At 64.5% G+C, this 23,977-nt stretch carries 22 protein-coding genes; 6 read left to right on the top strand and 16 right to left on the bottom strand.

Annotation, left to right across the window (positions count from 1 at the left end; all coding sequences use genetic code 11):
• Positions 1 to 54 precede the first annotated feature (54 nt).
• From ACPTTF_RS03185 to ACPTTF_RS03160, 6 genes are all read right to left on the bottom strand, one after another.
• Positions 55 to 780 (bottom strand): amino acid ABC transporter ATP-binding protein, encoded by a 726-nt coding sequence (locus ACPTTF_RS03185; protein ID WP_011350949.1) that lies wholly within the window; start codon positions 778 to 780, stop codon positions 55 to 57.
• A complete protein-coding gene (gene gltK / locus ACPTTF_RS03180; protein WP_423370242.1) occupies positions 777 to 1,454 on the bottom strand; it encodes a glutamate/aspartate ABC transporter permease GltK in 678 nt (225 codons plus the stop codon). Before gltK ends, ACPTTF_RS03185 begins: the two co-directional genes overlap by 4 nt.
• Complete coding sequence (locus ACPTTF_RS03175; protein ID WP_011350947.1) at positions 1,454 to 2,194, bottom strand: amino acid ABC transporter permease; 741 nt, start codon at positions 2,192 to 2,194, stop codon at positions 1,454 to 1,456. Before ACPTTF_RS03175 ends, gltK begins: the two co-directional genes overlap by 1 nt.
• Positions 2,195 to 2,278: 84 nt before the next feature.
• Positions 2,279 to 3,172 carry a glutamate/aspartate ABC transporter substrate-binding protein gene (locus ACPTTF_RS03170; RefSeq protein WP_423370241.1) on the bottom strand — a complete coding sequence of 298 codons (894 nt, stop codon included), beginning with the start codon at positions 3,170 to 3,172 and terminating at the stop codon, positions 2,279 to 2,281.
• A 219-nt stretch (positions 3,173 to 3,391) separates the two neighbouring features.
• Positions 3,392 to 4,678, bottom strand: a complete 1,287-nt coding sequence (locus ACPTTF_RS03165; protein ID WP_423370240.1) for a Glu/Leu/Phe/Val family dehydrogenase — start codon at positions 4,676 to 4,678, stop codon at positions 3,392 to 3,394.
• Positions 4,679 to 4,951: 273 nt separating this feature from the next.
• Entirely contained in the window at positions 4,952 to 5,905 is a 954-nt protein-coding gene (locus ACPTTF_RS03160) for a LysR substrate-binding domain-containing protein (protein WP_423370239.1), read from the bottom strand.
• 231 nt (positions 5,906 to 6,136) lie between these two features.
• Between ACPTTF_RS03160 and purB the strand changes: the two genes are divergently transcribed.
• Positions 6,137 to 7,525 (top strand): adenylosuccinate lyase, encoded by a 1,389-nt coding sequence (gene purB / locus ACPTTF_RS03155; protein WP_423370238.1) that lies wholly within the window; start codon positions 6,137 to 6,139, stop codon positions 7,523 to 7,525.
• A 78-nt stretch (positions 7,526 to 7,603) separates the two neighbouring features.
• Here purB and ACPTTF_RS03150 read toward each other — a convergent pair whose 3' ends face one another.
• Positions 7,604 to 9,025, bottom strand: a complete 1,422-nt coding sequence (locus ACPTTF_RS03150; RefSeq protein ID WP_423370237.1) for an NAD(P)/FAD-dependent oxidoreductase — start codon at positions 9,023 to 9,025, stop codon at positions 7,604 to 7,606.
• Between the two features lie 276 nt (positions 9,026 to 9,301).
• Between ACPTTF_RS03150 and ACPTTF_RS03145 the strand changes: the two genes are divergently transcribed.
• The 4 genes from ACPTTF_RS03145 (at position 9,302) to ACPTTF_RS03130 (ending at position 11,586) form a co-directional block, all read left to right on the top strand.
• Entirely contained in the window at positions 9,302 to 9,967 is a 666-nt protein-coding gene (locus tag ACPTTF_RS03145) for a TetR/AcrR family transcriptional regulator (RefSeq protein ID WP_423370236.1), read from the top strand.
• Positions 9,968 to 10,253: 286 nt separating this feature from the next.
• Entirely contained in the window at positions 10,254 to 10,781 is a 528-nt protein-coding gene (locus tag ACPTTF_RS03140; RefSeq protein ID WP_423370235.1) for a PAAR domain-containing protein, read from the top strand.
• 3 nt (positions 10,782 to 10,784) lie between these two features.
• Complete coding sequence (locus ACPTTF_RS03135) at positions 10,785 to 11,330, top strand: DUF4105 domain-containing protein (protein ID WP_166964814.1); 546 nt, start codon at positions 10,785 to 10,787, stop codon at positions 11,328 to 11,330.
• A 25-nt stretch (positions 11,331 to 11,355) separates the two neighbouring features.
• Entirely contained in the window at positions 11,356 to 11,586 is a 231-nt protein-coding gene (locus ACPTTF_RS03130) for a hypothetical protein (RefSeq protein WP_243771822.1), read from the top strand.
• A 182-nt stretch (positions 11,587 to 11,768) separates the two neighbouring features.
• Here the strand turns inward: ACPTTF_RS03130 and ACPTTF_RS03125 are convergent, their stop codons facing one another.
• From ACPTTF_RS03125 to edd, 4 genes are all read right to left on the bottom strand, one after another.
• Entirely contained in the window at positions 11,769 to 12,272 is a 504-nt protein-coding gene (locus ACPTTF_RS03125; RefSeq protein WP_166964818.1) for a gluconokinase, read from the bottom strand.
• A 13-nt stretch (positions 12,273 to 12,285) separates the two neighbouring features.
• Positions 12,286 to 13,647, bottom strand: a complete 1,362-nt coding sequence (locus ACPTTF_RS03120; protein WP_166964819.1) for a GntP family permease — start codon at positions 13,645 to 13,647, stop codon at positions 12,286 to 12,288.
• Positions 13,648 to 13,867: 220 nt separating this feature from the next.
• The gene (gene eda / locus ACPTTF_RS03115; RefSeq protein WP_069247127.1) at positions 13,868 to 14,494 is read right to left on the bottom strand and encodes a bifunctional 4-hydroxy-2-oxoglutarate aldolase/2-dehydro-3-deoxy-phosphogluconate aldolase; all 627 of its coding nucleotides are present in this window, start codon (positions 14,492 to 14,494) and stop codon (positions 13,868 to 13,870) included.
• 19 nt (positions 14,495 to 14,513) lie between these two features.
• Positions 14,514 to 16,370: a phosphogluconate dehydratase gene (gene edd, locus ACPTTF_RS03110; protein WP_423370234.1), complete on the bottom strand. Its 1,857-nt coding sequence runs from the start codon at positions 16,368 to 16,370 to the stop codon at positions 14,514 to 14,516.
• A gap of 293 nt (positions 16,371 to 16,663) precedes the next feature.
• On the opposite strand from edd, the gene ACPTTF_RS03105 reads away from it, so the two are divergent.
• Entirely contained in the window at positions 16,664 to 17,512 is an 849-nt protein-coding gene (locus ACPTTF_RS03105; RefSeq protein WP_011350936.1) for a MurR/RpiR family transcriptional regulator, read from the top strand.
• A gap of 125 nt (positions 17,513 to 17,637) precedes the next feature.
• On the opposite strand, the gene ACPTTF_RS03100 is transcribed toward ACPTTF_RS03105, so the two are convergent.
• From ACPTTF_RS03100 to leuS, 5 genes are all read right to left on the bottom strand, one after another.
• Positions 17,638 to 18,060, bottom strand: coding sequence for a CopD family protein (locus tag ACPTTF_RS03100; RefSeq protein WP_208102237.1), 423 nt, complete (start codon positions 18,058 to 18,060; stop codon positions 17,638 to 17,640).
• 19 nt (positions 18,061 to 18,079) lie between these two features.
• Positions 18,080 to 19,351 (bottom strand): glutamate-5-semialdehyde dehydrogenase, encoded by a 1,272-nt coding sequence (locus tag ACPTTF_RS03095; RefSeq protein ID WP_423370233.1) that lies wholly within the window; start codon positions 19,349 to 19,351, stop codon positions 18,080 to 18,082.
• A 135-nt stretch (positions 19,352 to 19,486) separates the two neighbouring features.
• A complete protein-coding gene (gene holA, locus ACPTTF_RS03090) occupies positions 19,487 to 20,581 on the bottom strand; it encodes a DNA polymerase III subunit delta (protein ID WP_423370232.1) in 1,095 nt (364 codons plus the stop codon).
• Between the two features lie 18 nt (positions 20,582 to 20,599).
• On the bottom strand, positions 20,600 to 21,154 hold the full coding sequence (gene lptE / locus ACPTTF_RS03085; RefSeq protein ID WP_166964826.1) for an LPS assembly lipoprotein LptE: 555 nt from the start codon (positions 21,152 to 21,154) through the stop codon (positions 20,600 to 20,602).
• A 38-nt stretch (positions 21,155 to 21,192) separates the two neighbouring features.
• Positions 21,193 to 23,787, bottom strand: a complete 2,595-nt coding sequence (leuS, locus tag ACPTTF_RS03080) for a leucine--tRNA ligase (protein ID WP_423370231.1) — start codon at positions 23,785 to 23,787, stop codon at positions 21,193 to 21,195.
• Positions 23,788 to 23,977: the final 190 nt, after the last annotated feature.

The raw sequence follows: 23,977 nt of genomic DNA, 5'->3' as shown, positions 1-23,977 counted from the left end.
CCCGGCGCTCGGCCGGGCGGTTTTTGCATCGACGCGCGTGAAACGCGCGAACGCTCAGTGCAGGATCTTCGCGAGGAAGTCCTTCGCGCGTTCCGATTTCGGATTCGAAAAGAAATCGTCCTTGCGGTCGTCCTCGACGATTGCGCCCTTGTCCATGAAGATCACGCGATGGGCCACCTTCTTCGCGAAGCCCATCTCGTGCGTGACGACCATCATCGTCATCCCTTCCTGCGCGAGCTCGACCATCACGTCGAGCACTTCGTTGATCATCTCGGGATCGAGCGCGGACGTCGGTTCGTCGAACAGCATCGCGATCGGGTCCATCGACAGCGCGCGCGCGATCGCGACACGCTGCTGCTGGCCGCCCGACAACTGGCCCGGGAACTTGTGCGCATGCGCCTTCAGGCCGACGCGGTCGAGCAGCTTCATGCCCTTCTCGTTCGCCTCGTCCTTGCCGCGGCCAAGCACCTTGACCTGCGCGAGCGTAAGGTTCTCGGTGATCGACAGGTGCGGGAACAGCTCAAAATGCTGGAACACCATCCCGACCTTCGAGCGCAGCTTCGACAGGTTCGTCTTCTTGTCGCCGACCGACTGGCCGTTCACGAGGATCTCGCCCTGCTGGAACGGCTCGAGGCCGTTCACGGTCTTGATCAGCGTCGACTTGCCCGAGCCCGACGGGCCGCACACGACGACCACTTCACCTTTCTTGACCTCGGTCGTGCAGTCGGTGAGGACCTGAAACTGGCCGTACCACTTCGAAACGTTCTTGATGGAAATCATCTTGTGACCTTTTTCTGGAGACCCTTGACGAGAGCAGACGCCAACGTGCAAATCACGAAATAGCATGCGCCGGCGAACAGGACCATCTCGACGGTCGTGCCGTCGCGATCGCCGATGTTGGCCGCCGTGCGGAAGAAGTCCGCGAGACTGATCACGTACACGAGCGACGTATCCTGGAACAGGACGATCGCCTGCGTGAGCAGCAGCGGCACCATCGCGCGGAACGCCTGCGGCAGGATCACGAGGCGCATCGCCTGCGCGTAGTTCATGCCGAGTGCGAACGCGGCATTCGCCTGCCCGCGCGGCACCGCCTGGATGCCGGCGCGGATGATCTCGGAATAATACGCGGCTTCGAACAGCGAGAACGCGACCATCGCCGACGCGAGACGAATGTCGATCGTCGGCGACAGACCGAGCACGCCCTGCAGCAACTGCGGCACGATCAGGAAGAACCACAGCAGCACCATCACGAGCGGGATCGAGCGGAACACCGTCACGTAGCCCTGCGCGAACCACGCGAGCGGCTTGACGCCCGACAGCCGCATCAGCGCCAGCAGCGTGCCCCAGACGATCCCGACCACGATCGCGATCAGCGTGATCTGGAACGTGACGACCGCCCCCGTCCACAGCGTCGGCAGCGCGCCGGGAATACTACTCCAGTCGAACTGATGCATCACTTGCCTCCGATATAGCCGGGCAGCCGCGTACGGCCTTCGATCCAGCGCATGAACGACATCACGACAAGGTTGATGATCACGTATGCGAGCGTGACCGCGATGAACGATTCATACGTCTGCGCGGTGTAGTCGACGAGCTGGCGCGCTTGCGCGGACAGGTCGAGCAGGCCGATCGTCGACGCGACGGCGGAGTTCTTGAAGATGTTCAGGAATTCCGACGTGAGCGGCGGCACGATGATCCGGTACGCGACGGGCAGCAGCACGTAGCGATACGTCTGCCATTGCGTGAAGCCCATCGCGAGACCGGCGGCGCGCTGACCCTTCGGCAGCGCGTTGATCCCCGAGCGCACCTGTTCGCACACGCGCGCGCCCGTGAACAGGCCGAGACAGATGATCGACGCGGTAAAGAACTGCGTAGTGGGCGGCAACTGCTTGATCCAGGTGCCGATCGATGCGGGCAGCAGCTCGGGTATCACGAGATACCAGACGAAGAACTGCACGATCAGCGGAATGTTCCGGAAGATCGACACGTACAGGGTGCCGATCGCGGACAGCCATTTGTTCGGCACGGTGCGCAGCACGCCGAACAGCGAACCGACGATCAGCGCGATGACCCAGGCGACGAGCGACACTTCGATCGTCACCCAGAAGCCGGACATCAGCCATCCGAAATAAGTCGTCGGCTCGCCGGTCGACACGGGGCTCAGGAAGATGCCCCAGTTCCAGTGGTAAGACATGGGCAAGACTCCAGCAAAAAGAGACGGAAGAAGCGTGGCCTCTTCCGTCTCATTAGCGTCATTTCTGCATCAACGGCCGTGCGGTCAGTCGAGCGCCTTGTCGTTCGGGTTCGCGTACAGCTTCTTCATCGAATCGGACAGCGGGAAGTTCAGGTTCAGCCCCTTCGGCGGGATCGGGTTCTCGAACCACTTCGCATAGATCTTCGCGGCTTCGCCCGACTTCTCGACTTGCGACACCGCGTCGTCGACGACCTTCTTGAAGTCCGCATCGCCCTTGCGCATCATGCAGCCGTACGCTTCTTCCGATTGCGGCGTGCCGACGATCACCCAGTCGCCCGGCTTCTTCGCCTTCGCGCGCTCGCCCGCGAGCAGCGCATCATCCATCATGAACGCGACCGCGCGGCCCGATTCCAGCGTATTGAACGAATCGCCGTGATCCTTCGCGCTGATGATGTTCATGCCCATCTGCTTTTCGTTGTTCATCTTGCGCAGCAGGCGCTCGGACGTCGTGCCGGCAGTGGTCACGACCGTCTTGCCCTTCAGGTCGGCGAAATCCTTGATGCCCGAATCGTTCTTCGTCATCAGGCGCGTGCCGATCACGAAGATCGTGTCGGAGAACGCGGCCTGCTGCTGGCGCTCGGCGTTGTTGGTCGTCGAGCCGCACTCGATGTCGACCGTGCCGTTCTGCACCAGTGGAATGCGGTTCTGCGACGTGACCGGGATGTTCTTCACCTGCAGGTTCGGCAGGTTCAGCTTCTTCTTCACCGCGTCGACCACCTTCATCTGGAATTCGCGCGAATAGCCGACCACCTGCTGCTTTTCGTCATAGTAGGAGAACGGAATCGACGATTCGCGGTGTCCCAGCGAGATCACGCCCGTGTCCTTGATCTTCTTCAGCGTGCCCGTCTCCTGAGCATGCGCGCCGCTTGCGAACGCGCAAAGCGCCGCGAACATCAGGACTGCCTTTTGGTATTTCATTTTGGTCATCTCCTTGGCTAAAACCCGCGCCAGTGTATCAAAGTAATATTTTTGAAAGTACTGTTGTTTACCGCACGTCGCAGCGCCTTCCGCGAAGCCTTCCTCCCGGCTCCAGGCGCCCCGAATGCGCGCGCGGGCGGTGCCGGATCCGGCACCGCCCGCGAGGGGTTCATATCCGCAATCGGGTGGATTGCGTCATGAATTGATCATAGTCAACGATCAGGGGTAGAGGCCACGCATTTCGCGCGCCATCAGGATGCGCTTGCACGCAACGATGAACGCTGCCGTACGCACCGTGACCTTGTGCTCTTCCGCGACTGCCCACACGCCGGAGAACGCTTCGCGCATCACGCGCTCGAGACGGTGGTTGATCTCGTCTTCCGTCCAGAAGAAGCTCGAGAAATCCTGCACCCACTCGAAGTACGACACGGTCACGCCACCTGCATTCGCGATCACGTCGGGGATCACGAGCACACCGTTTGCGCTCAGGATGTCGTCCGCTGCCGTCGTCGTCGGGCCGTTCGCGCCTTCGACGATGATCTTCGTACGGATCTTCGCTGCGTTCTTCTCGGTGATCTGGTTTTCCAGTGCCGCCGGGATCAGGATGTCGGTTTCGACCGTCCAGAACTCGTCGTTCGGCATCGGCTCCGCGCCTTCGAAGCCCGCGACGCCACCCGTGCGTGCGACGTGGTCGAGCAGCTTGTTCGAATCGAGGCCGGCCGGCTGGTAGATCGTGCCGGTGTGATCCTGCACCGCGATCACCTTCGAACCCGCTTCCTGGAACAGCTTCGCCGCGATGCCGCCGACGTTGCCGAAGCCCTGCACCGCGATGCGTGCACCTTCGATCTCGAGGCCCTTCTTCTTCGCCGCTTCGCAGCCGACGACGAACACGCCGCGGCCCGTTGCTTCCTTGCGGCCGAGCGAACCGCCGAGCGCGATCGGCTTGCCGGTCACGACGCCGGTCGACGTCTGGCCCTGGTTCATCGAGTAGGTGTCCATCATCCACGCCATCACCTGTTCGTTGGTGTTGACGTCCGGCGCCGGAATGTCGGTGTTCGGGCCGATGATGATGCCGATTTCGCTGGTGTAGCGGCGCGTCACGCGCTCGAGCTCACCGCGCGACAGCTTGCGCGGGTCGACGCGGATACCGCCCTTCGCACCGCCGTACGGCACGTTCACGGCCGCGTTCTTCACCGACATCCATGCGGACAGTGCCATCACTTCCGACAGCGTCACGTCCTGGTGGTAGCGCACGCCGCCCTTGCCCGGGCCGCGCGACACGTTGTGCTGCACACGATAGCCTTCGAAGTGCGCGACGGTGCCGTTGTCGAGCTCGATGGGGCAGTCGACGATCAGGATGCGCTTCGGACGCTTCAGCGTCTCGAGCCAGCGCGACAGCGAGCCGAGGTACGGCGCGACGCGATCGACTTGCTGAAGGTAGTTGCCCCACGGGCCGAGATCGTCGGCGTGCAGGTAGGACGGGATGGACTGCAATTGCGAAGACATGGATGCTCCAACGGTCAACAGGTGCGCACATTGTCGAAAAACCCGTTTTTTTTATCCAATGCCGTTTGCTTATTCGATTATGCGTTTCTTGCATGATCGCGATTTTTCGCAAATCTGCGGTCGATTTGCGCAAGAACGCACGCGATCGATCGTGCATCGCGTGCGTGAAAAATCGTGTTCCCCGGGCGCGGGCCGGCCGCCGGACAGGCGCCCGACAGGCGTCGCAAGCTCGACGACAGCCGGTCGGGCCGGCCGACGGTTAACCGCCCACGGTTAACCTGCGGGTTCGCGCAGTTCGTCGCGCACGACGTCCCACAGCCCACGCACGAGTTTCTGTCGCGGATCGTCGCCCTGCAGCGCGAGCTTGTCGCAGTACAGCCGGATTTCCATCGTCAGCGTGAACGGATGCGCACCGCCACGCACCGACCGGTCGAGCCGGATCAGGCGGCCGCCCGCAACCGCATCCTCGACCGCGCTGTGCGGCAGGAACGCGATGCCGTGGCCCGCGAGTGCCATCGCCTTCAGCCCTTCGGCCATGTCGGTTTCATAGACGCGATCGAGGAACAGCGGTGTCGACGCATTCGCGATGATGACCTCCGTCATCCGGCCGAGATACGCGTTCGGCGTATATGACAGGTACGGCACGCGCGCATCGGCCGTGCCGGGCAGCGTGTAGCGCGGCCGCCCTGCGCGGCCCGGCGCCGAGAACGGGCTGATCGGCTCGCTGCCGAGGATCAGCATGTCGTAACGCGCCGGATCGAGCGCGACGGGATGGCTCGGGTGGTGGTAGCCCATCACGAGATCGCAGCCGCCCTCGACGAGCGACAGCACCGCGTCGTGCACGTTCAGCGCGCGCAGCCGCGTGTGGACCTGGCCCATCTTCGCCTCGATCCGCTGCAGCCAGCGCGGGAAATACGTGAGCGACAGCGTGTGCGGCACCGCGAACTCGATCGTCGGCACCGGCGCGCCGACGTGGCCGCGCAGCAGCGTGCGCGCCTCGTGCGCCTGCGACAGCATCGTCAGCGCCTGCTCGTAGAAGATCTGCCCGGCCTGCGTGAGCCGCGTCGGATAGACCGAACGATCGATCAGTTCCGTCGCGAGCCATGCCTCGAGCGCCTGGATGCGCCGCGAAAATGCCGGTTGGGACACGTGCCGCAGTTCCGCGGACCGGCTAAAGCTGCGCGTTTCCGCGAGCGAGACGAAGTCTTCGAGCCATTTCAGTTCCATGCAGGCGGGCGCGGCGGGCGGCGGTCGGGAAGAAGCCTGCATTCTACCGGCGGGCGGGCCCGGCCGGCGGCGCGGCGAGCGGCCCGGCGCCCCGCCGGGAACGGGCGCCGGCTCGACATCCGCACGCGGTGGTGCCCGCCCGCCGCGCGCGACCGGGATCGTCCCGCGCCGATGGTAAAATGCCGGATTCTCCTTCCCCTCGCTCGACCCGGCCCCAAGGCCCGCCCGATCATGTCCGACACTCGTCCCGATACGCTTTTCGCCCTCACCGCGCTTTCGCCCATCGACGGCCGCTACGCCAGCAAGACCGAAGCGCTGCGCGACTGGCTCTCCGAAGCCGCCTTCATGCGCCACCGCGTCACCGTCGAGGTGCACTGGCTGATCGCGCTGTCGCGCGCCGGCTTCGCGGAAGTCCCGCGCTTCTCCGATGCGTCCGAACAATTCCTGCTGCAGCTCGCCGAGCGCTTCACCGCGCACGACGCCGCCCGCATCAAGGAAATCGAGCGCGTGACGAACCACGACGTGAAGGCCGTCGAATACTGGCTGAAGGAATCGGTGAAGGGCCAGGAAGAACTCGAAAAGGCCAGCGAATTCATCCACTTCGCGTGCACGTCGGAAGACATCAACAACACGTCGCACGGGATGATGCTCGCCGGCGCGCGCGAACACGTGATCCTGCCAGCGCTGCGCACCGTCTACCAGCGCCTCGTCGCGCTCTCGCACGCGCATGCCGAACAGCCGATGCTGTCGCGCACGCACGGCCAGCCGGCCAGCCCGACGACGCTCGGCAAGGAACTCGCGAACGTCGCCGCGCGTCTCGCCCGTGCGATCACCCGCATCGAGAAGGTCGAGATCCTCGGCAAGATGAACGGCGCGGTCGGCAACTTCAACGCCCACCTGTCCGCGTATCCGGAATTCGACTGGGAAGCGTTCTCGCGCGACGTGATCGAAACCCGCCTGAAGCTCACGTTCAACCCGTACACGATCCAGATCGAGCCGCACGACTACATGGCCGAGCTGTTCGACGCCGTGGCGCGCGCGAACACGATCCTGCTCGACCTCGACCGCGACGTGTGGGGCTACATCTCGGTCGGCTACTTCAAGCAGAAGACGAAGGCCGGTGAAATCGGCTCGTCGACGATGCCGCACAAGGTCAACCCGATCGACTTCGAGAACTCGGAAGGCAACCTCGGCCTCGCGAACGCGACGCTGCGCCACCTCGCCGACAAGCTGCCGGTGTCGCGCTGGCAGCGCGACCTGACCGACTCGACGGTGCTGCGCAACATGGGCGTCGCACTCGGCTACTCGCTGCTCGCGTACGACTCGCTGATCCGCGGCCTCGACAAGCTCGAAGTTAACCCGCAGCGCCTGAACGAAGACCTCGACAACTGCTGGGAAGTGCTGGCCGAGCCGGTGCAGACGGTGATGCGCCGCTACGGCATCGAGAACCCGTACGAGCAGCTGAAGGAATTGACGCGCGGCAAGGGCATCACGCGCGAAGCGCTGCAGCAGTTCGTCGGCACGCTCGCGATCCCGCAGGACGCGAAGGATCGCCTGCTCGCGATGACGCCTGCGTCGTACATCGGCAAGGCCGTCGAACTCGCGAAACGGATCGCGTAAGCACCGCCGTCGCCGGACGAAAAAAAAGCCCGATGCGAGTAATCGCATCGGGCTTTTTCATTGCGTGCCGCAATCCGCTCAGAACGAAATCATCCGCCCGGGGTTGAGCGCGCTCATCACGCTCATCGCGGCCTTCGCGGCCGGGATCGCGATCGGCGACAACTGGCGGCCAAGCGGAATCGCGCGATGGTCGATGCCGGTCAGCATCGAGAAATCGTCGTTGCGTCCGACGAAATCGTCGCAGATCGCCTTGCCGATTCTCACCGTCTGCGCGACGCCGTGGCCGCTCCAGCCCTGCACCATGTACATCGGCACGCGGCCGTCGGTCTTGCGGCTGTCGGTCGCGCCGTTCAGCGTGAAGTCGCTGACGCCGCTCCAGCAGTAGTCGAGCGCGAAGCTGCCGTCGACCTGCGGGAACACCGTGTTCAGCCGCGTCAGCAGATACGCATTGACGTCAGGCTGCGCCCAGCACGTGCCGGTGCCCTGCCCGCCGAACAGCAGGCGGTTGCCGCGTACCGGCCGGTAGTAGTCGATCTGAAACTGCGTGTCGTACACGGGCATGCCGGCCGGCATCAGCGTCGCGACGTCGACATCCAGCGGCTGCGTGACGCTCACGTACGTGAAGAACGGCACGGTCGTCGCCGCACCGTCGTCGAGCAGCCGGAACGTCGTGTTGTGCAGCGCAAGTACGACGCCCTTGCGCGCCGTGATCGTGCCGCCCGGCGTCGTCGCGACGACGCCTTCCGGCGTCTCGTCGAGCTCGAGCACCTCGGTACCCTCGAACAGCACGCCGCCGTTCAGCTGGAAGCCGTGCGCGAGGCCGCGCACGAGCGCGAGCGGATGGATCTGCCCGCCAACCGCATCGATCGCCGCGCCGTGGTACAGCCCCGAGCGCACGTATTCGTCATGCAGCTGATGACGGCCGACGAGCGTCACGCCGGCGTCGCCGAGATGGCGGCGCGCATCTGCGCCGTCCAGCAGCGCGCTCATGTGGCCGGGGTGGACGGCCGCCGTGATGTGGCCGCGCTTGCGGTCGAGTTCGAGCGCGTAACGCGCGCCGATCGCATCGATCAGGTCCATCGACTCGGCCGACGCGAAGCGCCACAGCCGCTTCGCGTCGTCGTGTGACAGGTGGTCGATCATGTCGGCGGCTTCCCAGCGCGCGAGGCCGGGCGTGAGCTGCCCGCCGTTGCGGCCCGACGCGGCCGAGCCGACGTGATGCTTGTCGACGAGGATCGTATCGACGCCCGCTTCCGCGAGATGCAGCGCGGCCGATGCGCCGAGCAGGCCCGCGCCGATCACGAGCACGTCGCATACGACGTCGTGCGCAAGCGGCGCGCCGTTCGCGTGGCGCGACAGCGATGCCTCGTACCAGTTCGCCGGGCGCTCGCCGTCGTAGCGGGCCGGGTCGCACCAGTTCCAGTTGTCTTTTTCGATGTTCAGTTGCGTTTGCTCGAAACGCGATTCGCCCTGGATCAGGGGTTGGCTGTTGAAAGTCATGATTGCACTTGCATGGTCTTGGGCCGCCTGTCGAAGAGCCTTCTGGCTTCGCGGGTGGGGCAGCCGGTTCCACATGGGTGTCAACGAAGAAAGGGGCGCGATGGCCCGTGTTGACGGCGGGCACGCTCGTGCCGCCTGAATCCCGGACTGTGCGAAAGCACGTATTGAAAGGTGCCGGGACACCCAATTTCTACACCGCAGAAATAATTCTACAGTGTAGAATTTACTTTCGTCAAGTTTACAGCCGGTACCGCACCGGCACGCCAGCCCGTATCGATGAAAGACAAACCCGCCCAGGGCCCGCGCGGCCTCGACAAGGATGCAATCGTCGCAGCCGCGCTCGCGCTGCTCGAAGACGTCGGCGAAGCCGCGTTCAGCGTGCGCAAGCTCGCGCAGTCGGTCGGCTGCGATCCGATGAGCGTGCTGTACCACTTCAAGTCGAAGGAGGGCCTGAGCCGCGCGATCGCGAACGCGCTGTCGCGCTCGCTCGTGCCGGTCGACGCCACACTGCCGTGGCGCGAACGGCTGCGCGACCTCGCGCGCCAGTACCGCTCGCTCGCGCTGCGCTATCCGGCCGCGTTCGCACTCCTGCAGCGGCACATGAGTACCGGGCCGGCCGATCTCGCGCACATCGAAGCCGTGCATCGCGCGCTGGCCGACGCCGGCATCCCGCGCGCGGCGCTGCCATCGGTATGCGTTGGCTGGTATGCGAGCGTGATCGGGCTTGCCGCCGCGGAGGCCGGCGGCCTCACGCGCGCCGCGAACGACGTTGAGCTGGCGGAAATGGAAGCGCTGTCGGACGCCGAGCATCCGCTCGTCAAAGCGGCCGCCCCGCTCTATGCGCAGCTCGATCCGGCAGCCGTGCACGACACGATGCTGGACGTGCTGCTCGACGGCATCGCGCTACGAGCACGCGGCACCCCTGTCGGTGGCAATAAGTAATCCACGCACGCGTGATGCCGATTGCGCGTGCAGGACCCGTCTTAAGGGAGGATTAGCTATTTCAGAATAGGCATACTTGATAAAGCGCACCGCCAACCTCCTAGATAAGCATTATCTTATCAGGCATGCCACCCAAAAATTAAATAAAAATACAGACAATCCCAATCTGAATTCGGCATTTCAACAATTTTTAACGCATTAACACTTCACAACAATCCCCTCATCAACAATAGGCATCTCAATAAAATTCATGGCAGTCTATACGCAATGATTTCCAGGATATTTCATGAGACGCCATTTCATTCGAATCGATGACAAAACAACAGCCGGCGGAACGGTAATACAGGGAGAAAATTCATTTAAGCATCACGGCAAAGCCGTTGCCTACGATGGCGCAGAAATCTATTGCAATGCATGCAAATCGGTAGGCCGAATTGCAAATGTTCAACCTTATCGCACCATGCTGCTGATGGGTAAACAGATTGCGCTCGAAAATGACATCTGCATCTGCAAGTGCGCCCCACCTCCAAGGCTGATTGCCTCGCAATCCACGGGTTCCATGTCGTTCGAAGGTCATGAGTTGGCGCAACTTGGTTTTCGTGCAGATCAGAACCTCACATCTCCGATCGGTTCAGCATGCTTCGACGACCGATTCAAGCTTTTTAATGCCACTTCGGGCATGCCACTGATAAATACGGAATACGCAATCTTGCGTGCAAACGGCAAGATTGAGCACGGTGTTACAGATGGCGACGGTCATACGCACTTGCTTTCGTCGACAGTCGATTCCGAAGACGTACATATTTACATTTAAAAAATGGATACGATCATATCAAGGACTGGCAAGCTGCTCATCAAGGCGGCGATGAAGACAACCACGCCCACCACAAACACCGGTGCAAAAGAGGTGTTCGCGCATACGAGCCGCGAAACCGTCGAAATCATCGTCAGCGATTCTCGGCTAATTTCCAGAGGATCACAGTTCGGTCATACGGCAATCATCGTAGATGGCCGAGAATATGGGCGCGCTCCGGCACGATGGGACATCGACACGAAGGAGCATTACTTGCACCGCCAGCAGGTTGACATGCAACGGGACTCATGGGGATATGTACTGAAGGTAACCGCCGCGGAAAAGCAAAAAATTCTTGCCGAGATTCACAAACGAATCGCCGCCAACGAGCCATATTCTTTGCTTGAAAACAGTTGCTCTTCAAATATTGCCGAGATACTTGAATCCGCAGGTATACAGGCATACGATCGTCGCTGGTCATTCGCGGACACCATTTCCCCTGCCGATCTCATGACAGGATTAAAGCACTCACGACGACTCGTTGCCGAGCATGTTTATCCGAAGAAATAGCATCATCCCGTTGCTGGCGACTCTAATGATCGGCTGTACCGCGCACCCTGATGAAACCTGGATTGCGGAAGATCGCATTCCTGTTTATGACAGTATCGACGGAAAGATCGCCTTTTTCCTTCAACCGTCAGATGGCTGTGAGCCCGGCATGGACATGGCTGGCAAAGTCGACATGTACACCAAGGTCAAGTGCCAGGCTGGCGAAGGTTGGGTGACGGGTGGGAAATTCAAAAAACTTCCCCGCAACAAAAACTGATTCTGCAGCGGGTAACGCGACGCGTCCGAGCCGTCACCCGCAGGAACGCACATCACCAAATGAAAAGGGCTGAGGCCCTGTAACACAGGACTCAGCCCTTGGGCTCGCAGTCTCTGAATCCCAATTCAATTGCAGGATCAGTTCATCGACGCCCTTGCTTGTCGGACTCCCGCGACCCGCGCTCAGTGCTGCTGCGCGATGCCGATCTTCAGCATGACCTGATCGACGATCTGTTCGGGCGTCAGCTCGATGCTGACCTCGATCGCTTCGTCCGGGCCCGGCTCCTCGAGCGTATCGAGCTGGCTCTTCAGCAGCGACGGATCGAAGAAATGGCCGGTGCGGCTCTTCAGGCGCTCGTGCAACACCTCGAACGAACCCTTCAGATACACGAACCGCACGTCGGTGTCGGTGCCGCGCAGCACGTCACGGTACGAGCGCTTCAGCGACGAGCACGTGAACACGGCCGTCTCGCCCGCGCGCTGCTTTTCCTCGATGGCCTCGCGGATCGTACGCAGCCACGGCCAGCGGTCGTCGTCGGTCAGCGGAATGCCCTGGTGCATCTTTTCCTTGTTCGCCGCGCTGTGAAACGCGTCGCCGTCGGTATAGGTGCACGACAGGCGTTCCGCCAGCATTTCGCCGATTCGCGACTTGCCCGCGCCCGACACGCCCATTGCGATCAGAATCATTGACTACCCCTTGTTACAGAACCATGCTCAGCAGCAACGTGAAACTGAGACCGAGCACCGAGATGATGGTTTCGAGCAACGACCAGGTCTTGAACGTCTGACCGACCGTCATCCCGAAGTATTCCTTGATCAGCCAGAAGCCGCCGTCGTTCACGTGCGAGAAGATCAGCGAGCCCGAGCCCGTGGCGAGCACCAGCAGCTCCGGGCTGACCGTCGTGCCGGCCGCCGCCGCGATCGGCGCGACGATGCCGCAGGCGGTCGTCATCGCGACCGTCGCCGAACCCGTCGCGAGACGCATCAGCGCCGCGACGAACCAGCCGAGCAGCAACGGCGACAGGTGCGCGTGCTTCGCGGTCTCGACGATCTGCTGCGAGATCCCGCTGTCACGCAGGACGCCGCCGAAGCCGCCGCCTGCGCCGACGATCAGCGTGATGCCGGCGATCGGTGCCAGGCACTCGCTGCAGAACTTCTGGATCTGGTCGCGGTTGAAGCCCTGCAGCTTGCCGAACGTGAAAAAGCTCACGAGCACGGCGATCAGCAGCGCGACGTCCGAGTTGCCGGCGAAGCGCAGCAGGTTGTTCGGCAGCGACTTCGGCGTGAACAGCAGGTCGGCCCAGCTGCCGACGAGCATCAGCACGACGGGCAGCAGGATCGTGAACAGCGTGATGCCGAAGCTCGGCAGTTCGCGCTTGCTGCCATCCGTGCGCGAATCGACGAATTGCGCGGCAAGCGGGTTGTTTTCCGGCAGCTTCACGAACTTCGAGATCGTCAGCGCGAACAGCGGGCCCGCGATGATCGCGGTCGGCACGCCGACGAGCAGGCCGAACGCGATCGTCTTGCCGATATCGGCGCCGTATTGCTGAACGGCCAGCAGCGCGGCCGGGTGCGGCGGGATCAGCCCGTGCACGACGGACAGGCCGGCCACCATCGGCAGGCCGACGACGAGCAGCGACTTGCCGGTGCGCTTCGCGACGTTGAACGCGATCGGGATCAGCAGCACGAAGCCGACTTCGAAGAACACCGGCAGGCCGACGATGATCGCGACGAACATCATCGCCCAGTGGATGTTCTTTTCACCGAACCAGTCGATCAGCGTGGTCGCGATCCGTTCGGCGCCGCCCGATTCGGCCATCATCTTGCCGAGCATCGTGCCGAGGCCGACGACGATCGCAATGTGGCCGAGCGTGCCGCCGGTGCCCGCCTCGAACGACTTGACGATCTTGTCCATCGGCATGCCGACGACGAGACCAAGGCCGAGCGAAACGATGATCAGCACCAGGAACGGGTAGATCTTGTAGCGCGCGATCATCAGGATCAGCGCGGCAATCGCGATCAGCGTGAATACGAGCAGCATGCTGCCTTGGACAGCCCCCATGTGGCACTCCTCCTAGAATTGTTCGAACCGGGCGAGTTGTTGCGAGTATGCCCGGCTATGCAGGTCTCCGGAACACGGGGGGTACCCACCCCGTCAGGACGCTGAATTTTACTTATCTTTACGGCCCGCGGATAGAACCGGTTCCATCAGCAAAAACCCTCGGTAAAACAAGCACTAAGCGCCTGATTTCCGAGGGTCAAATCGTCATTTCGTACAAGTCTTAACGGGGCAGCTGGCTCGCGGCTTGCGCGAGGCGCGTGACTTCGGCCCAGTCCTGCGCAGCGAGCGCGGCTTTCGGCGTGAGCCACGAGCCGCCGACGCACACGACGTTCGGCAGTTTCAGGAAATTCGGCGCAGTGTCGACCGTGATGCCGCCGGTCGGGCAGAACTTCAGCGCCGGGAACGGGCCGTGGAACGCCTGTAGCATCGGCACGCCGCCCGCTTGCTGGGCGGGGAAGAACTTCACGATCTCGTAGCCGAATTCGAGCGCCTGGATGATGTCGCTCGGCGTCATCACGCCCGGCAGCAGCGGCAGGCCCGCATCGAGCGACGCGAGGTGCAGCTCTTTCGTCAGGCCCGGCGACACACCGAACTTCGCGCCCGCGCGCTTCGCCTGCTCGCAATGCTCGGGCTTCGTGATCGTACCGACGCCGACGACGATGTCGTCCGCGAGTTGGCTCGCGCGCTGGATCGCTTCCAGGCCGGCCGGCGTGCGCAGCGTGATCTCGAGCACCTTCACGCCGCCCGCGTGCAACGCGCGCGACACGTGTTCGCCCTGCTCGACCGAGTCGAATGCGAGCACCGGGATGACCGGGCCCAGCTTCACGATTTCAGCAATCGTCTTCATTGAATTGGCTCCTTGAAATTCATGCGGCGACGTGGGCGGCCGTTTCGCCGACCAGCGTGCCGAAAACCGATGCGCCCTGCTCGGCCGGCGCGGCGGCCGCGCGGAACACGCCGAACAGTTCACGCCCGAAACCGACCTCGTTCTCGGCCTGGTGCAGCGGCTGCGCGACCGGACGCGCCTGCCACTCGGCGGCGTCGACCTCGATGTCGAGCACGCCGGCTTCCGCGTCGATCACGAGCGTATCGCCCGTCTTCACCTTGCCGAGCGGGCCGGCCAGCAGCGCTTCCGGCGACACGTGGATCACGGCCGGCACCTTGCCCGACGCGCCCGACATGCGGCCGTCGGTGACGAGCGCGACATGGAAGCCCTGATCCTGCAGCACGCCGAGCAGCGGCGTCAAACGGTGCAGCTCGGGCATCCCGTTCGCGCGCGCGCCCTGGAAGCGTACGACCGCGACGAAATCGCGCTTCAGCTCGCCGCGATCGAACGCTGCCTGCACGGCCTCCTGCGAATCGAACACGATCGCGGGTGCCGTCACCTTGCGGTGCTCGGGCGCGACCGCCGAAATCTTGATCACGCCGCGGCCGAGCCGGCCCTGCATCAGGCGCAGGCCGCCGTCCGGCTGGAACGGGTCGCGGATGCCGCGCAGCACCTTCGTGTCGTGGCTCTCGGCCGTGCCGTCGACCCACGTCAGCTTGCCGTCGATCAGCTTCGGTTCCTTCGTGTAGTGCGACAGCCCCTTGCCCGCGACCGTCGTCACGTCCTCGTGCAGCAGCCCGCCTTCGAGCAGGTTGCGCACCAGGAAGGCCACGCCGCCCGCCGCGTGGAAGTGGTTCACGTCGGCCTTGCCGTTCGGGTAGATCTTCGCGAGCAGCGGCACGACGGCCGACAGTTCGTCGAAGTCGTTCCAGTCGATCAGGATGCCGGCCGCGCGCGCGATCGCGACGAGGTGCAGCGTGTGGTTGGTCGAGCCGCCCGTCGCGAGCAGCGCGACGATCCCGTTGACGATCGCCTTCTCGTCGATCACATGGCCGATCGGCGTGTAGTGACCGCGCTCGACGGTCAGGTCGAGCACGCGGCGCGCGGCCTCGGCCGTCAGCGCGGTGCGCAGCGGTGTGTGCGGATGGACGAATGCCGAACCCGGCAGGTGCAGCCCCATCAGCTCCATCAGCATCTGGTTGCTGTTGGCGGTGCCGTAGAACGTGCAGGTGCCGTGGCCGTGATACGCGGCCGATTCGGCTTCGAGCAACGCGTCACGGCCGACCTGGCCGGTCGCGAATTGCTGGCGGATCTTCGCCTTGTCGTCGTTCGACAGGCCGCTCGTCATCGGGCCGGCCGGCACGAAGATCGTCGGCAGGTGGCCGAACTGCAGCGCGCCGATCAGGAGGCCCGGCACGATCTTGTCGCAGATGCCGAGGCAAAGCGCGGCGTCGAACATGTTGTGCGTGAGCGCGATTGCCGTGCCCATCGCGATCGCCTCGCGCGAGAACAGCGACAGCTCCATCCCCGGGTTGCCCTGCGTGACGCCGTCGCACATCGCCGGCACGCCGCCCGCGAACTGCGCGACACCGCCGTTCTCGCGCGCGGCCGCCTTGATGATCTCGGGGAAATCCTTGTACGGCGCATGCGCGGACAGCATCTCGTTGTACGAGGACACGATGCCGATGTTCGGCTCGCGGATCGCCTTGATCGAGAACTTGTCGTTGCCCTCGAGGCCCGCGAAGCCGTGCGCGAGGTTCGCGCACGACAGCGCCCCACGTGCCGGGAACTTGCCCTGCGCGCCGTCGATGCGCTGCAGATAGGCGGAACGGGTCGATTGGCTGCGGGCGATCACGCGTTCGGTGACCTTCGCCAGAGTGGGGTGCAGCGACGTCATGCTGGGCGCTCCTGTATGCCGGCCGACACCGGCGGTTGGAATCGTGGGGACGATCGAATGCGTCGAACGAACGAAGCCAGTCTAGTAGAAAAACTACACGCATGCAATGTCGAACAGCATGCGCGCAACCCTAATTCCCGCCACCAGTAAGGCTTTACCTAGTGAAAACCCTAATCACCGATACCCCGATCACCATGAATCGTCGATAATGAAGCTAGTAATTTCATGTAGATTTTCTACAATTCGATTGCGATACACTCGCTCATCCGAACCCGATTCCTGCCTGCCGTCCCATGCTGCCCCGCATTGAAGCGATCCGCGCCGAGTTGCGCCCGTCCGAGCGCAAGCTCGCCGACTACATCCTCGCCGCGCCGCGCGAGGTGCTCGACCTCGCGATGACCGAGTTGTCGACGCGCGCGGGCGTCAGCCAGCCGACGATTGCGCGCTTCTGCCAGGCGCTCGGCTGCAGCGGCTTTCGCGAGTTCAAGATCCGGCTCGCGCAGAGCGTCGCGCCGGGCGTGTCGTCGGTGTATCGCGACGTCGAGCCCGACGAGCCCGCGCCCGGCATTATCGGCAAGGTATTCGACCGCACGATCGGCGCGCTGATCGAGGTGCGCAACAGCCTGTCGGCCGGCAGCGTCGCCGATGCGATCGCACTGCTGTCGAACGCATCGCGGATCGAGTTCTACGGCGCCGGCGGCTCCGGCATCGCCGCGCAGGACATCCAGCACAAGTTCTTCCGGCTCGGCGTGCCGAGCGTCGCGTATTCGGATCCGCACACGTTCTCGATGTCGTCCGCGCTGCTTGGGCCCCACGACGTCGTCGTCGCGATCTCGAACACCGGCCGCACGCGCGACATCGTCGACGCCGCGCGCTCCGCGCTCGCGTGCGGCGCGAAAGTCGTCGCGATCACGCAGAGCCATTCGCCGCTCGCGAAGCTCGCGACGGTGAGTCTCGCGTCGAATGTTGCGGAGGAAACGGACGTGTTCTCGCCGATGACGTCGCGGATGTCGCATCTCGCGATCGGCGACATCCTAGCGGTCGGCGTCGCGCTGTCGCGCGGCCCCGCGCTGATGGAACGGGTCGGGCGCGCGAAGGAAGCAATCACGCGCCGCCGGATCGACGACGGCGCGAAGGATTGAGCAGGCACCGCGCGAAACGAAACAACGAAACAGCACGTAAACGAACAACGGCGCCCCGCGGGGCGCCGTTTTGCATGATTCCAACCGGTACGTGCCCGCCGGCCGCACCTGGCCGGCCGCGTCGCTCAAAACGGCTTGATCACGACCAGCGCGACCGCCGCGAGCATGCCGAGCACCGGCAGCTCGTTGAACACGCGATACCACTTGTCGGTGCGCTTGTTCTCGCCGCGCTCGAACACCCGCAGCAGGTGCCCGCAATACGCGTGATAGACGATGAGCAGCAGCACGACCGTCACCTTCGCATGGATCCAGCCCTGCCCCTGCCCGATGCCGATCGAGAGCCAGAGCCACAGCCCGCAGGCCAGCGCCGGCACCGCGATCATCGTCATGAAGCGGAACAGCTTGCGCGCCATCAGCAACAGGCGCCGCACGGCAGCCGGATCGGTTTCCATCGCCAGGTTCACGTAGATACGCGGCAGGTAGAACAGCCCCGCGAACCACGCGGCGATCAGAACGATATGGAACGTCTTGACCCAGAGCATCGCCATCGGTTGTGTGCCTCGCTTTTTACTGGCGGCCTTCGCCGTGTCCGAGCACGACGTACTTCAGCGACGTCAGCCCTTCCAGGCCGACGGGGCCGCGTGCGTGCAGCTTGTCGTTCGAGATGCCGATTTCCGCGCCGAGGCCGAATTCGAAACCGTCTGCAAAACGCGTCGACGCGTTGACCATCACGCTCGCCGAATCGACCTCGCGCAGGAACCGCATCGCGCGGTCGTGATCCTCGGTGACGATCGCGTCCGTGTGGTGCGAGCCGTAGTGGTTGATGTGCTCGATCGCGGCGTCGAGGCCGTCGACGACCTTGATCGCGAGCACCGGCGCGAGATACTCGGTGTGCCAGTCTTCCTCGGTTGCATCGACGAGCGGGCCGACGCCCGCGTCGGCGAGCACCGCGCGCGCGGCTGCGTCGACACGCAGTTCGACCTGCTTGTCGCGATACAGCTTGCCGAGCGGCGGCAGCAGCTTCGCCGCGACACCGCTCGCGACGAGCAGCGTCTCCATCGTGTTGCAGGTGCCGTAGCGGTGCGTCTTCGCGTTGTCGCAGACGGTCAGCGCCTTGGTGAGACCGGCGCGATCGTCGACGTACACGTGGCAGATGCCGTCGAGGTGCTTGATCATCGGCACGCGCGCCTCGTTGATCAGGCGCTCGATCAGGCTCTTGCCGCCGCGCGGCACGATCACGTCGACGTATTCGGTCATCGTGATCAGCTTGCCGACCGCCGCGCGATCGGCGGTTGCGACGACCTGCACCGCGTCCTGCGGCAGGCCGGCTGCCTCGAGCCCTTCGCCGATCAGCTTCGCAAGCGCCGCGTTCGATTCGAGCGCTTCGGAGCCGCCGCGCAGGATCGTCGCGTTGCCCGACTTCAGGCACAGCGCAGCCGCGTCGATCGTCACGTTCGGGCGCGATTCGTAGATGATGCCGATCACGCCGAGCGGCACACGCATCTGGCCCACCTGGATTCCGCTCGGGCGGTACTTGAGGTTGCTGATCTCGCCGATCGGATCGGCCAGCGACGCGACCTGGCGCAAGCCCTCGACCATCGTCTGCAGCGCCTTGTCCGACAGCGTCAGGCGATCGACGAACGCCGCATCGAGCCCCTTTTCACGGGCACGGGCGACATCGCGGGCATTCGCGTCCTTCAGCGCCTGCGCGTCGCGTTCGATTGCGCGCGCCACGGCGTCGAGCGCCGCGTTCTTCGCGGCCGTGCTGGCGCGCGCCATCGCGCGGGAGGCGTGCCGGGCGCGGCGGCCCAGGTCGGTCATGTACTGATCGATATCCATCGTGTGACTCGAGAAGCGCGCCGCGCTCGGCGGCATGAATTCGTGGGGAAGCGTGGGCGGCGGACGAAGCGCCGCGCCAGCGATCGAAATATTGTAAGCGGGTTGCGCAGCGCGCGCTGAAGGCCCGGACGGGACTTAGCGTCGCACGCGACCCGCGGTCGGCGGTCGCTCGCCACGGGCACCGGCCACCGTCATCGCGAGCTGGAACAGCCCGTCCCACGGATCGGGCGGCGGTTCGTCCTGCGTGCGGCGGCCGGGCACGACGGCCGTGAGCCCCTTGACCTGCCGGTCGAGCTTCGCGGCAAACGCCAGCGCCTTCTCGAGCACGGGTTCCGACACGCGGTTCAGCGCAGGGCCGATCAGCCGCTCGCGCGCCCCCCACACACGGTTCTCGCGCAGCAGCGTCGCCAGCGGCTTGCCGGCCGTCGTGCCGCGCTTGATCCGCAGCAGCGTGCGCAACTCCTCGACGACGGCCCACATCACGAGCACGATCGCCTCGCCCTCGCCCTTCAGCCCGTCGATCATCCGTGCGAGCCGCGCGGCGTCGCCGGCGAGCATCGCTTCGTTCAGCTTGAAGACGTCGTAACGCGCGACGTTCAGCACCGCGTCGTGCACCTGCTCGAACGACAGCGCGCCCTGCGGATACAGCAGCCCGAGCTTCTGGATTTCCTGGTGCGCGGCGAGCAGGTTGCCTTCGACGCGCTCGGCGATGAACTGCAGCGCGCGCCGCCCGTCCTCGCCGGGCGCGGCGCGCTGGCCCTGCATCGCGAGGCGCTGGCCGATCCAGTTCGGCAGCTGCGCGCGGTCGACCGGATCGATCTTCAGCGCGACGCCGCCGTTCTGCAGCGCGGTAAACCACGCGGATTTCTGCGTGGCCGCGTCGAGGCGCGGCAACGTGACGAGCATCAGCGCGTCGGGGTTGGGTGTGGCCGCGAGCGTCTTCAGTGCATCGGCGCCTTCCTTGCCGGGCTTGCCCGACGGAATGCGCAGCTCGATCAGCTGGCGCTCGCCGAACAGCGACATCGCCTGGGTCGCGCCGAGCAGCACACTCCAGTCGAAGCCCCGCTCGACCGTATGCACCGAACGCTCGGTGAAGCCGGCCGCACGAGCGGCCGCACGAATGCGGTCGCACGCTTCCTGCGCGAGCAGCGGCTCGTCGCCGTAGACGGTATAGAGCCCGGCCAACCCCTTCGCGAGGTGCGGCTCCAGCGCATCAAGTCGCAATTGCATCGGTGCGTGCGCCGTCGATCAGAGCGGCGGCGGCGGCAGCGGCGCGCGCGGCGCAACGCCCGGCACCACGTCTTCCGGCGCCGGCGTCAGCGAGTGGACGATCGCGAGACGCCGCATCAGCTGGTCGACCGCGTCGCTCTGCATGTCGGCGTACAGGAGGTCGGCTTCCTGCGCCTTCGCGTTCGTGTACTGATCGCTATACGTCATCGCGCGGTTCAGCGCGATCACGCTCGGCGGAATCAGCACGGTGCCGTCCTTGCTCGTCAGCGTGTAGTTCAGCGTGTAGAACAGTGCGTATTCCTGTGCCGAGCCATACTTGTTGAGCGTCAGCGTGTTCTGCCCGCGCGACTCCCACATGCGCAGCACGGCGTCGGCGTCGTCCGCCGACTTGACGATCTTCGTGTCGCTGCCGGCCTCGACGAGGCGCACGAACCGCGCCTCGACCGGCGCCGGCGCGCCGACGATCAGCAGGTGCTTGAACGCGTAGTCCTGCTGGCCGCGCAACTGGAAGCCGCATGCCGACAGCGCGACTGCGCTGCCGACGGCGAGCATCAAAAACGATCTGCGGATCACCTTCGCTCCTTCTGGGTACGTCCGACGGCCAGCGGCCGTCAAACGACGATGTTCACGAGGCGGCCCGGCACGACGACGATCTTCTTCGCCGGCTTGCCGTCGCTGAACTTCGCGAACGCGTCGTCGGCCACCGCCGCAGCTTCGATCGCCTCGCGGCTCGCGTCCTTCGCGACCTTCAGCGCGCCGCGCACCTTGCCGTTCACCTGCAGCACGAGTTCGATCTCGGCCTGCTCGAGCGCGGCCTCGTCGACCTTCGGCCACGGCGCGTCGAGCAGCGGGCCGAATTCGTCCGCATAGCCGAGCGCCTTCCACAGCTCGAACGTGACGTGCGGCACGACCGGGTACAGCACGCGCAGCAGCACGCCGTACGTCTCGCGCAGCACGCCGGGCGTCGCGCCCTTCGCGCCGTCGATCGCGTTCAGCATCTTCATCGCGGCCGACACGACCGTGTTGTACTGCAGGCGCTGGTAATCGAAATCGGCCTGCTTCAGCACGCTGTAGATCTCGCGGCGCAGCGTCTTGTCGGCTTCGCCGAGCGCGGCCGCATCGAAGCCCGCGCGCGCGGCGAGCGCTTCGCGGTTGGTCGCGCCGAAGCTCCACACGCGGCGCAGGAAGCGGCTCGCGCCCTCGACGCCCGCACCCGACCACTCGAGCTGCTGCTCGGGCGGCGCGGCGAACATCGTGAACAGGCGCGCGGTGTCCGCACCGTACTGGTCGATCAGCACTTGCGGATCGACGCCGTTGTTCTTCGACTTCGACATCTTCTCGATGCCGCCGAGCACGACCGGCTGGGCGTCCGTGTTCAGCGTCGCACCGACCGGGCGGCCCTTGTCGTCGAACGCGACGGTCACGTCGGCCGGGTTGTACCAGGTCTTCTTGCCGGAAGCGTCTTCACGGTAGAACGTCTCGTTCAGCACCATCCCCTGCGTGAGCAGGTTCTTCGCCGGCTCGCCGAACTTCACGAGGCCGAGGTCGCGCATCACCTTGGTCCAGAAGCGCGAATACAGCAGGTGCAGGATCGCGTGCTCGATGCCGCCGATGTATTGATCCATCGGCATCCAGTAATCGGTGCGCGCGTCGACCATCGTGTCGGCGTCCGGCGCCGTGTAGCGCGAGAAGTACCACGACGAATCGACGAAGGTGTCCATCGTGTCGGTTTCGCGCTTCGCGGCAGCGCCGCACTTCGGGCACGCGCAGTTCAGGAACGCTTCCGACTTCGCGAGCGGGTTGCCCGAGCCGTCCGGCACGAGGTCTTCCGGCAGCACGACGGGCAGATCCTGCTCGGGCACCGGAACGTCGCCGCACGACGGGCAGTGGATGATCGGGATCGGCGTGCCCCAGTAGCGCTGGCGCGACACGCCCCAGTCGCGCAGGCGCCACGTGACCTGCTTGTCGCCGAAGCCGCCGGCGTTCAGGTCGGCCGCGACCGCGTCGACGGCTTCCGCATAGCGCAGGCCGTCGTACTTGCCGCTGTTAACACAGACCGCGGTTTCCTTGTCGCCGTACCACTCCTGCCATGCGTCGAGCGAGTACGTCTGGCCTTCGGCCGAGATCACCTGCTTGATCGGCAGGTCGTATTTCTTCGCGAACGCGAAATCGCGCTCGTCATGTCCCGGCACGCCCATCACCGCGCCTTCGCCATAGCTCATCAGCACGTAGTTGCCGATCCACACCTCGACCGGCTCGCCGGTCAGCGGATGCGCGACCGAGAAGCCCGTCGCGACGCCCTTCTTCTCCATCGTCGCAACGTCGGCCTCGGCGACACCGCCGCGCTTGCATTCGTCGATAAACGTGAGCAGCTCGGGCTTGTCCTGCGCAAGGCGCGTGGCCAGCGGATGCTCGGCCGCGATCGCACAGAACGTGACGCCCATGATGGTGTCGGCACGCGTCGTGAACACGCGCAGCAGCTTCTTCTCGCCGTCGAGTTCGTACGGGAAGCCGAAGTTCACGCCAAAGCTCTTGCCGATCCAGTTCTGCTGCATGATCTTCACGCGCTCGGGCCAGCCGAGGCCGTCGAGGTCGTTCAGCAGCTCATCCGCGTACTGCGTGATGCGCAGGTAGTACATCGGGATCTCGCGCTTCTCGACGAGCGCGCCCGAACGCCAGCCGCGGCCGTCGATCACCTGCTCGTTCGCGAGCACGGTCTGGTCGACCGGATCCCAGTTCACGGTGCCCGTCTTCTTGTACGCGATGCCCTTCTCGAGCATCTTCAGGAACAGCCACTGGTTCCATTTGTAGTAATCGGGCTTGCACGTCGCGATTTCGCGCGACCAGTCGATCGCGAGGCCCATCGACTGCATCTGGCGCTTCATGTAGTCGATGTTGTCGTAAGTCCACTTCGCGGGCGGCACGCCGTTCGCCATCGCGGCGTTCTCGGCCGGCATCCCGAACGCGTCCCAGCCCATCGGCATCAGCGTGTTGTAGCCATTCATCCGCAGATAGCGGTACATCACGTCGTTGATCGTGTAGTTGCGCACGTGACCCATGTGCAGCTTGCCGGACGGGTACGGCAGCATCGACACGCAGTAGAACTTCGGCTTCTGCGAATCTTCCTTCGTCTTGTAGGCATCGGCTGCGCGCCAGTCGCCCTGGGCGGCGGCTTCGACGTCGGCGGGTACGTATCTCTCGTGCATGGTGTGGTTCGGACTAGGCTTTAAGCGGCGCGACGGCGCGCGCGCAGGAGTGGATCGAAAATCGTGCTTGCCCGGCGGACCTGCAGGTTCGCTGTTGCCGGACCTGTTCACGGTTTCCGGGAATTTTCCGGGTAACCCGCAGCATGCCCGGGTAGCCTGGAAAATTCCGGGTTACCTGAAAAAAGCCTGC

It is taken from the genome of Burkholderia crassaminum, from assembly GCF_964265005.1.
Classification (GTDB): Bacteria; Pseudomonadota; Gammaproteobacteria; order Burkholderiales; family Burkholderiaceae; genus Burkholderia.
This window is presented reverse-complemented; position numbering and strand designations above follow the sequence as displayed.

Coding starts and splice junctions, on each gene's coding strand:
- ACPTTF_RS03170 (WP_423370241.1), bottom strand. CDS start 3,172: ATGAAATACCAAAAGGCAGTCCTGATGTTCGCGGCGCTTTGCGCGTTC.
- gltK (WP_423370242.1), bottom strand. CDS start 1,454: ATGCATCAGTTCGACTGGAGTAGTATTCCCGGCGCGCTGCCGACGCTG.
- ACPTTF_RS03135 (WP_166964814.1), top strand. CDS start 10,785: ATGGATACGATCATATCAAGGACTGGCAAGCTGCTCATCAAGGCGGCG.
- ACPTTF_RS03100 (WP_208102237.1), bottom strand. CDS start 18,060: ATGGCGATGCTCTGGGTCAAGACGTTCCATATCGTTCTGATCGCCGCG.
- ACPTTF_RS03160 (WP_423370239.1), bottom strand. CDS start 5,905: ATGGAACTGAAATGGCTCGAAGACTTCGTCTCGCTCGCGGAAACGCGC.
- ACPTTF_RS03175 (WP_011350947.1), bottom strand. CDS start 2,194: ATGTCTTACCACTGGAACTGGGGCATCTTCCTGAGCCCCGTGTCGACC.
- ACPTTF_RS03150 (WP_423370237.1), bottom strand. CDS start 9,025: ATGACTTTCAACAGCCAACCCCTGATCCAGGGCGAATCGCGTTTCGAG.
- ACPTTF_RS03145 (WP_423370236.1), top strand. CDS start 9,302: ATGAAAGACAAACCCGCCCAGGGCCCGCGCGGCCTCGACAAGGATGCA.
- ACPTTF_RS03125 (WP_166964818.1), bottom strand. CDS start 12,272: ATGATTCTGATCGCAATGGGCGTGTCGGGCGCGGGCAAGTCGCGAATC.
- ACPTTF_RS03095 (WP_423370233.1), bottom strand. CDS start 19,351: ATGGATATCGATCAGTACATGACCGACCTGGGCCGCCGCGCCCGGCAC.
- purB (WP_423370238.1), top strand. CDS start 6,137: ATGTCCGACACTCGTCCCGATACGCTTTTCGCCCTCACCGCGCTTTCG.
- holA (WP_423370232.1), bottom strand. CDS start 20,581: ATGCAATTGCGACTTGATGCGCTGGAGCCGCACCTCGCGAAGGGGTTG.
- ACPTTF_RS03105 (WP_011350936.1), top strand. CDS start 16,664: ATGCTGCCCCGCATTGAAGCGATCCGCGCCGAGTTGCGCCCGTCCGAG.
- ACPTTF_RS03185 (WP_011350949.1), bottom strand. CDS start 780: ATGATTTCCATCAAGAACGTTTCGAAGTGGTACGGCCAGTTTCAGGTC.
- ACPTTF_RS03140 (WP_423370235.1), top strand. CDS start 10,254: ATGAGACGCCATTTCATTCGAATCGATGACAAAACAACAGCCGGCGGA.
- ACPTTF_RS03120 (WP_166964819.1), bottom strand. CDS start 13,647: ATGGGGGCTGTCCAAGGCAGCATGCTGCTCGTATTCACGCTGATCGCG.
- ACPTTF_RS03130 (WP_243771822.1), top strand. CDS start 11,356: ATGATCGGCTGTACCGCGCACCCTGATGAAACCTGGATTGCGGAAGAT.
- ACPTTF_RS03165 (WP_423370240.1), bottom strand. CDS start 4,678: ATGTCTTCGCAATTGCAGTCCATCCCGTCCTACCTGCACGCCGACGAT.
- eda (WP_069247127.1), bottom strand. CDS start 14,494: ATGAAGACGATTGCTGAAATCGTGAAGCTGGGCCCGGTCATCCCGGTG.
- edd (WP_423370234.1), bottom strand. CDS start 16,370: ATGACGTCGCTGCACCCCACTCTGGCGAAGGTCACCGAACGCGTGATC.
- leuS (WP_423370231.1), bottom strand. CDS start 23,787: ATGCACGAGAGATACGTACCCGCCGACGTCGAAGCCGCCGCCCAGGGC.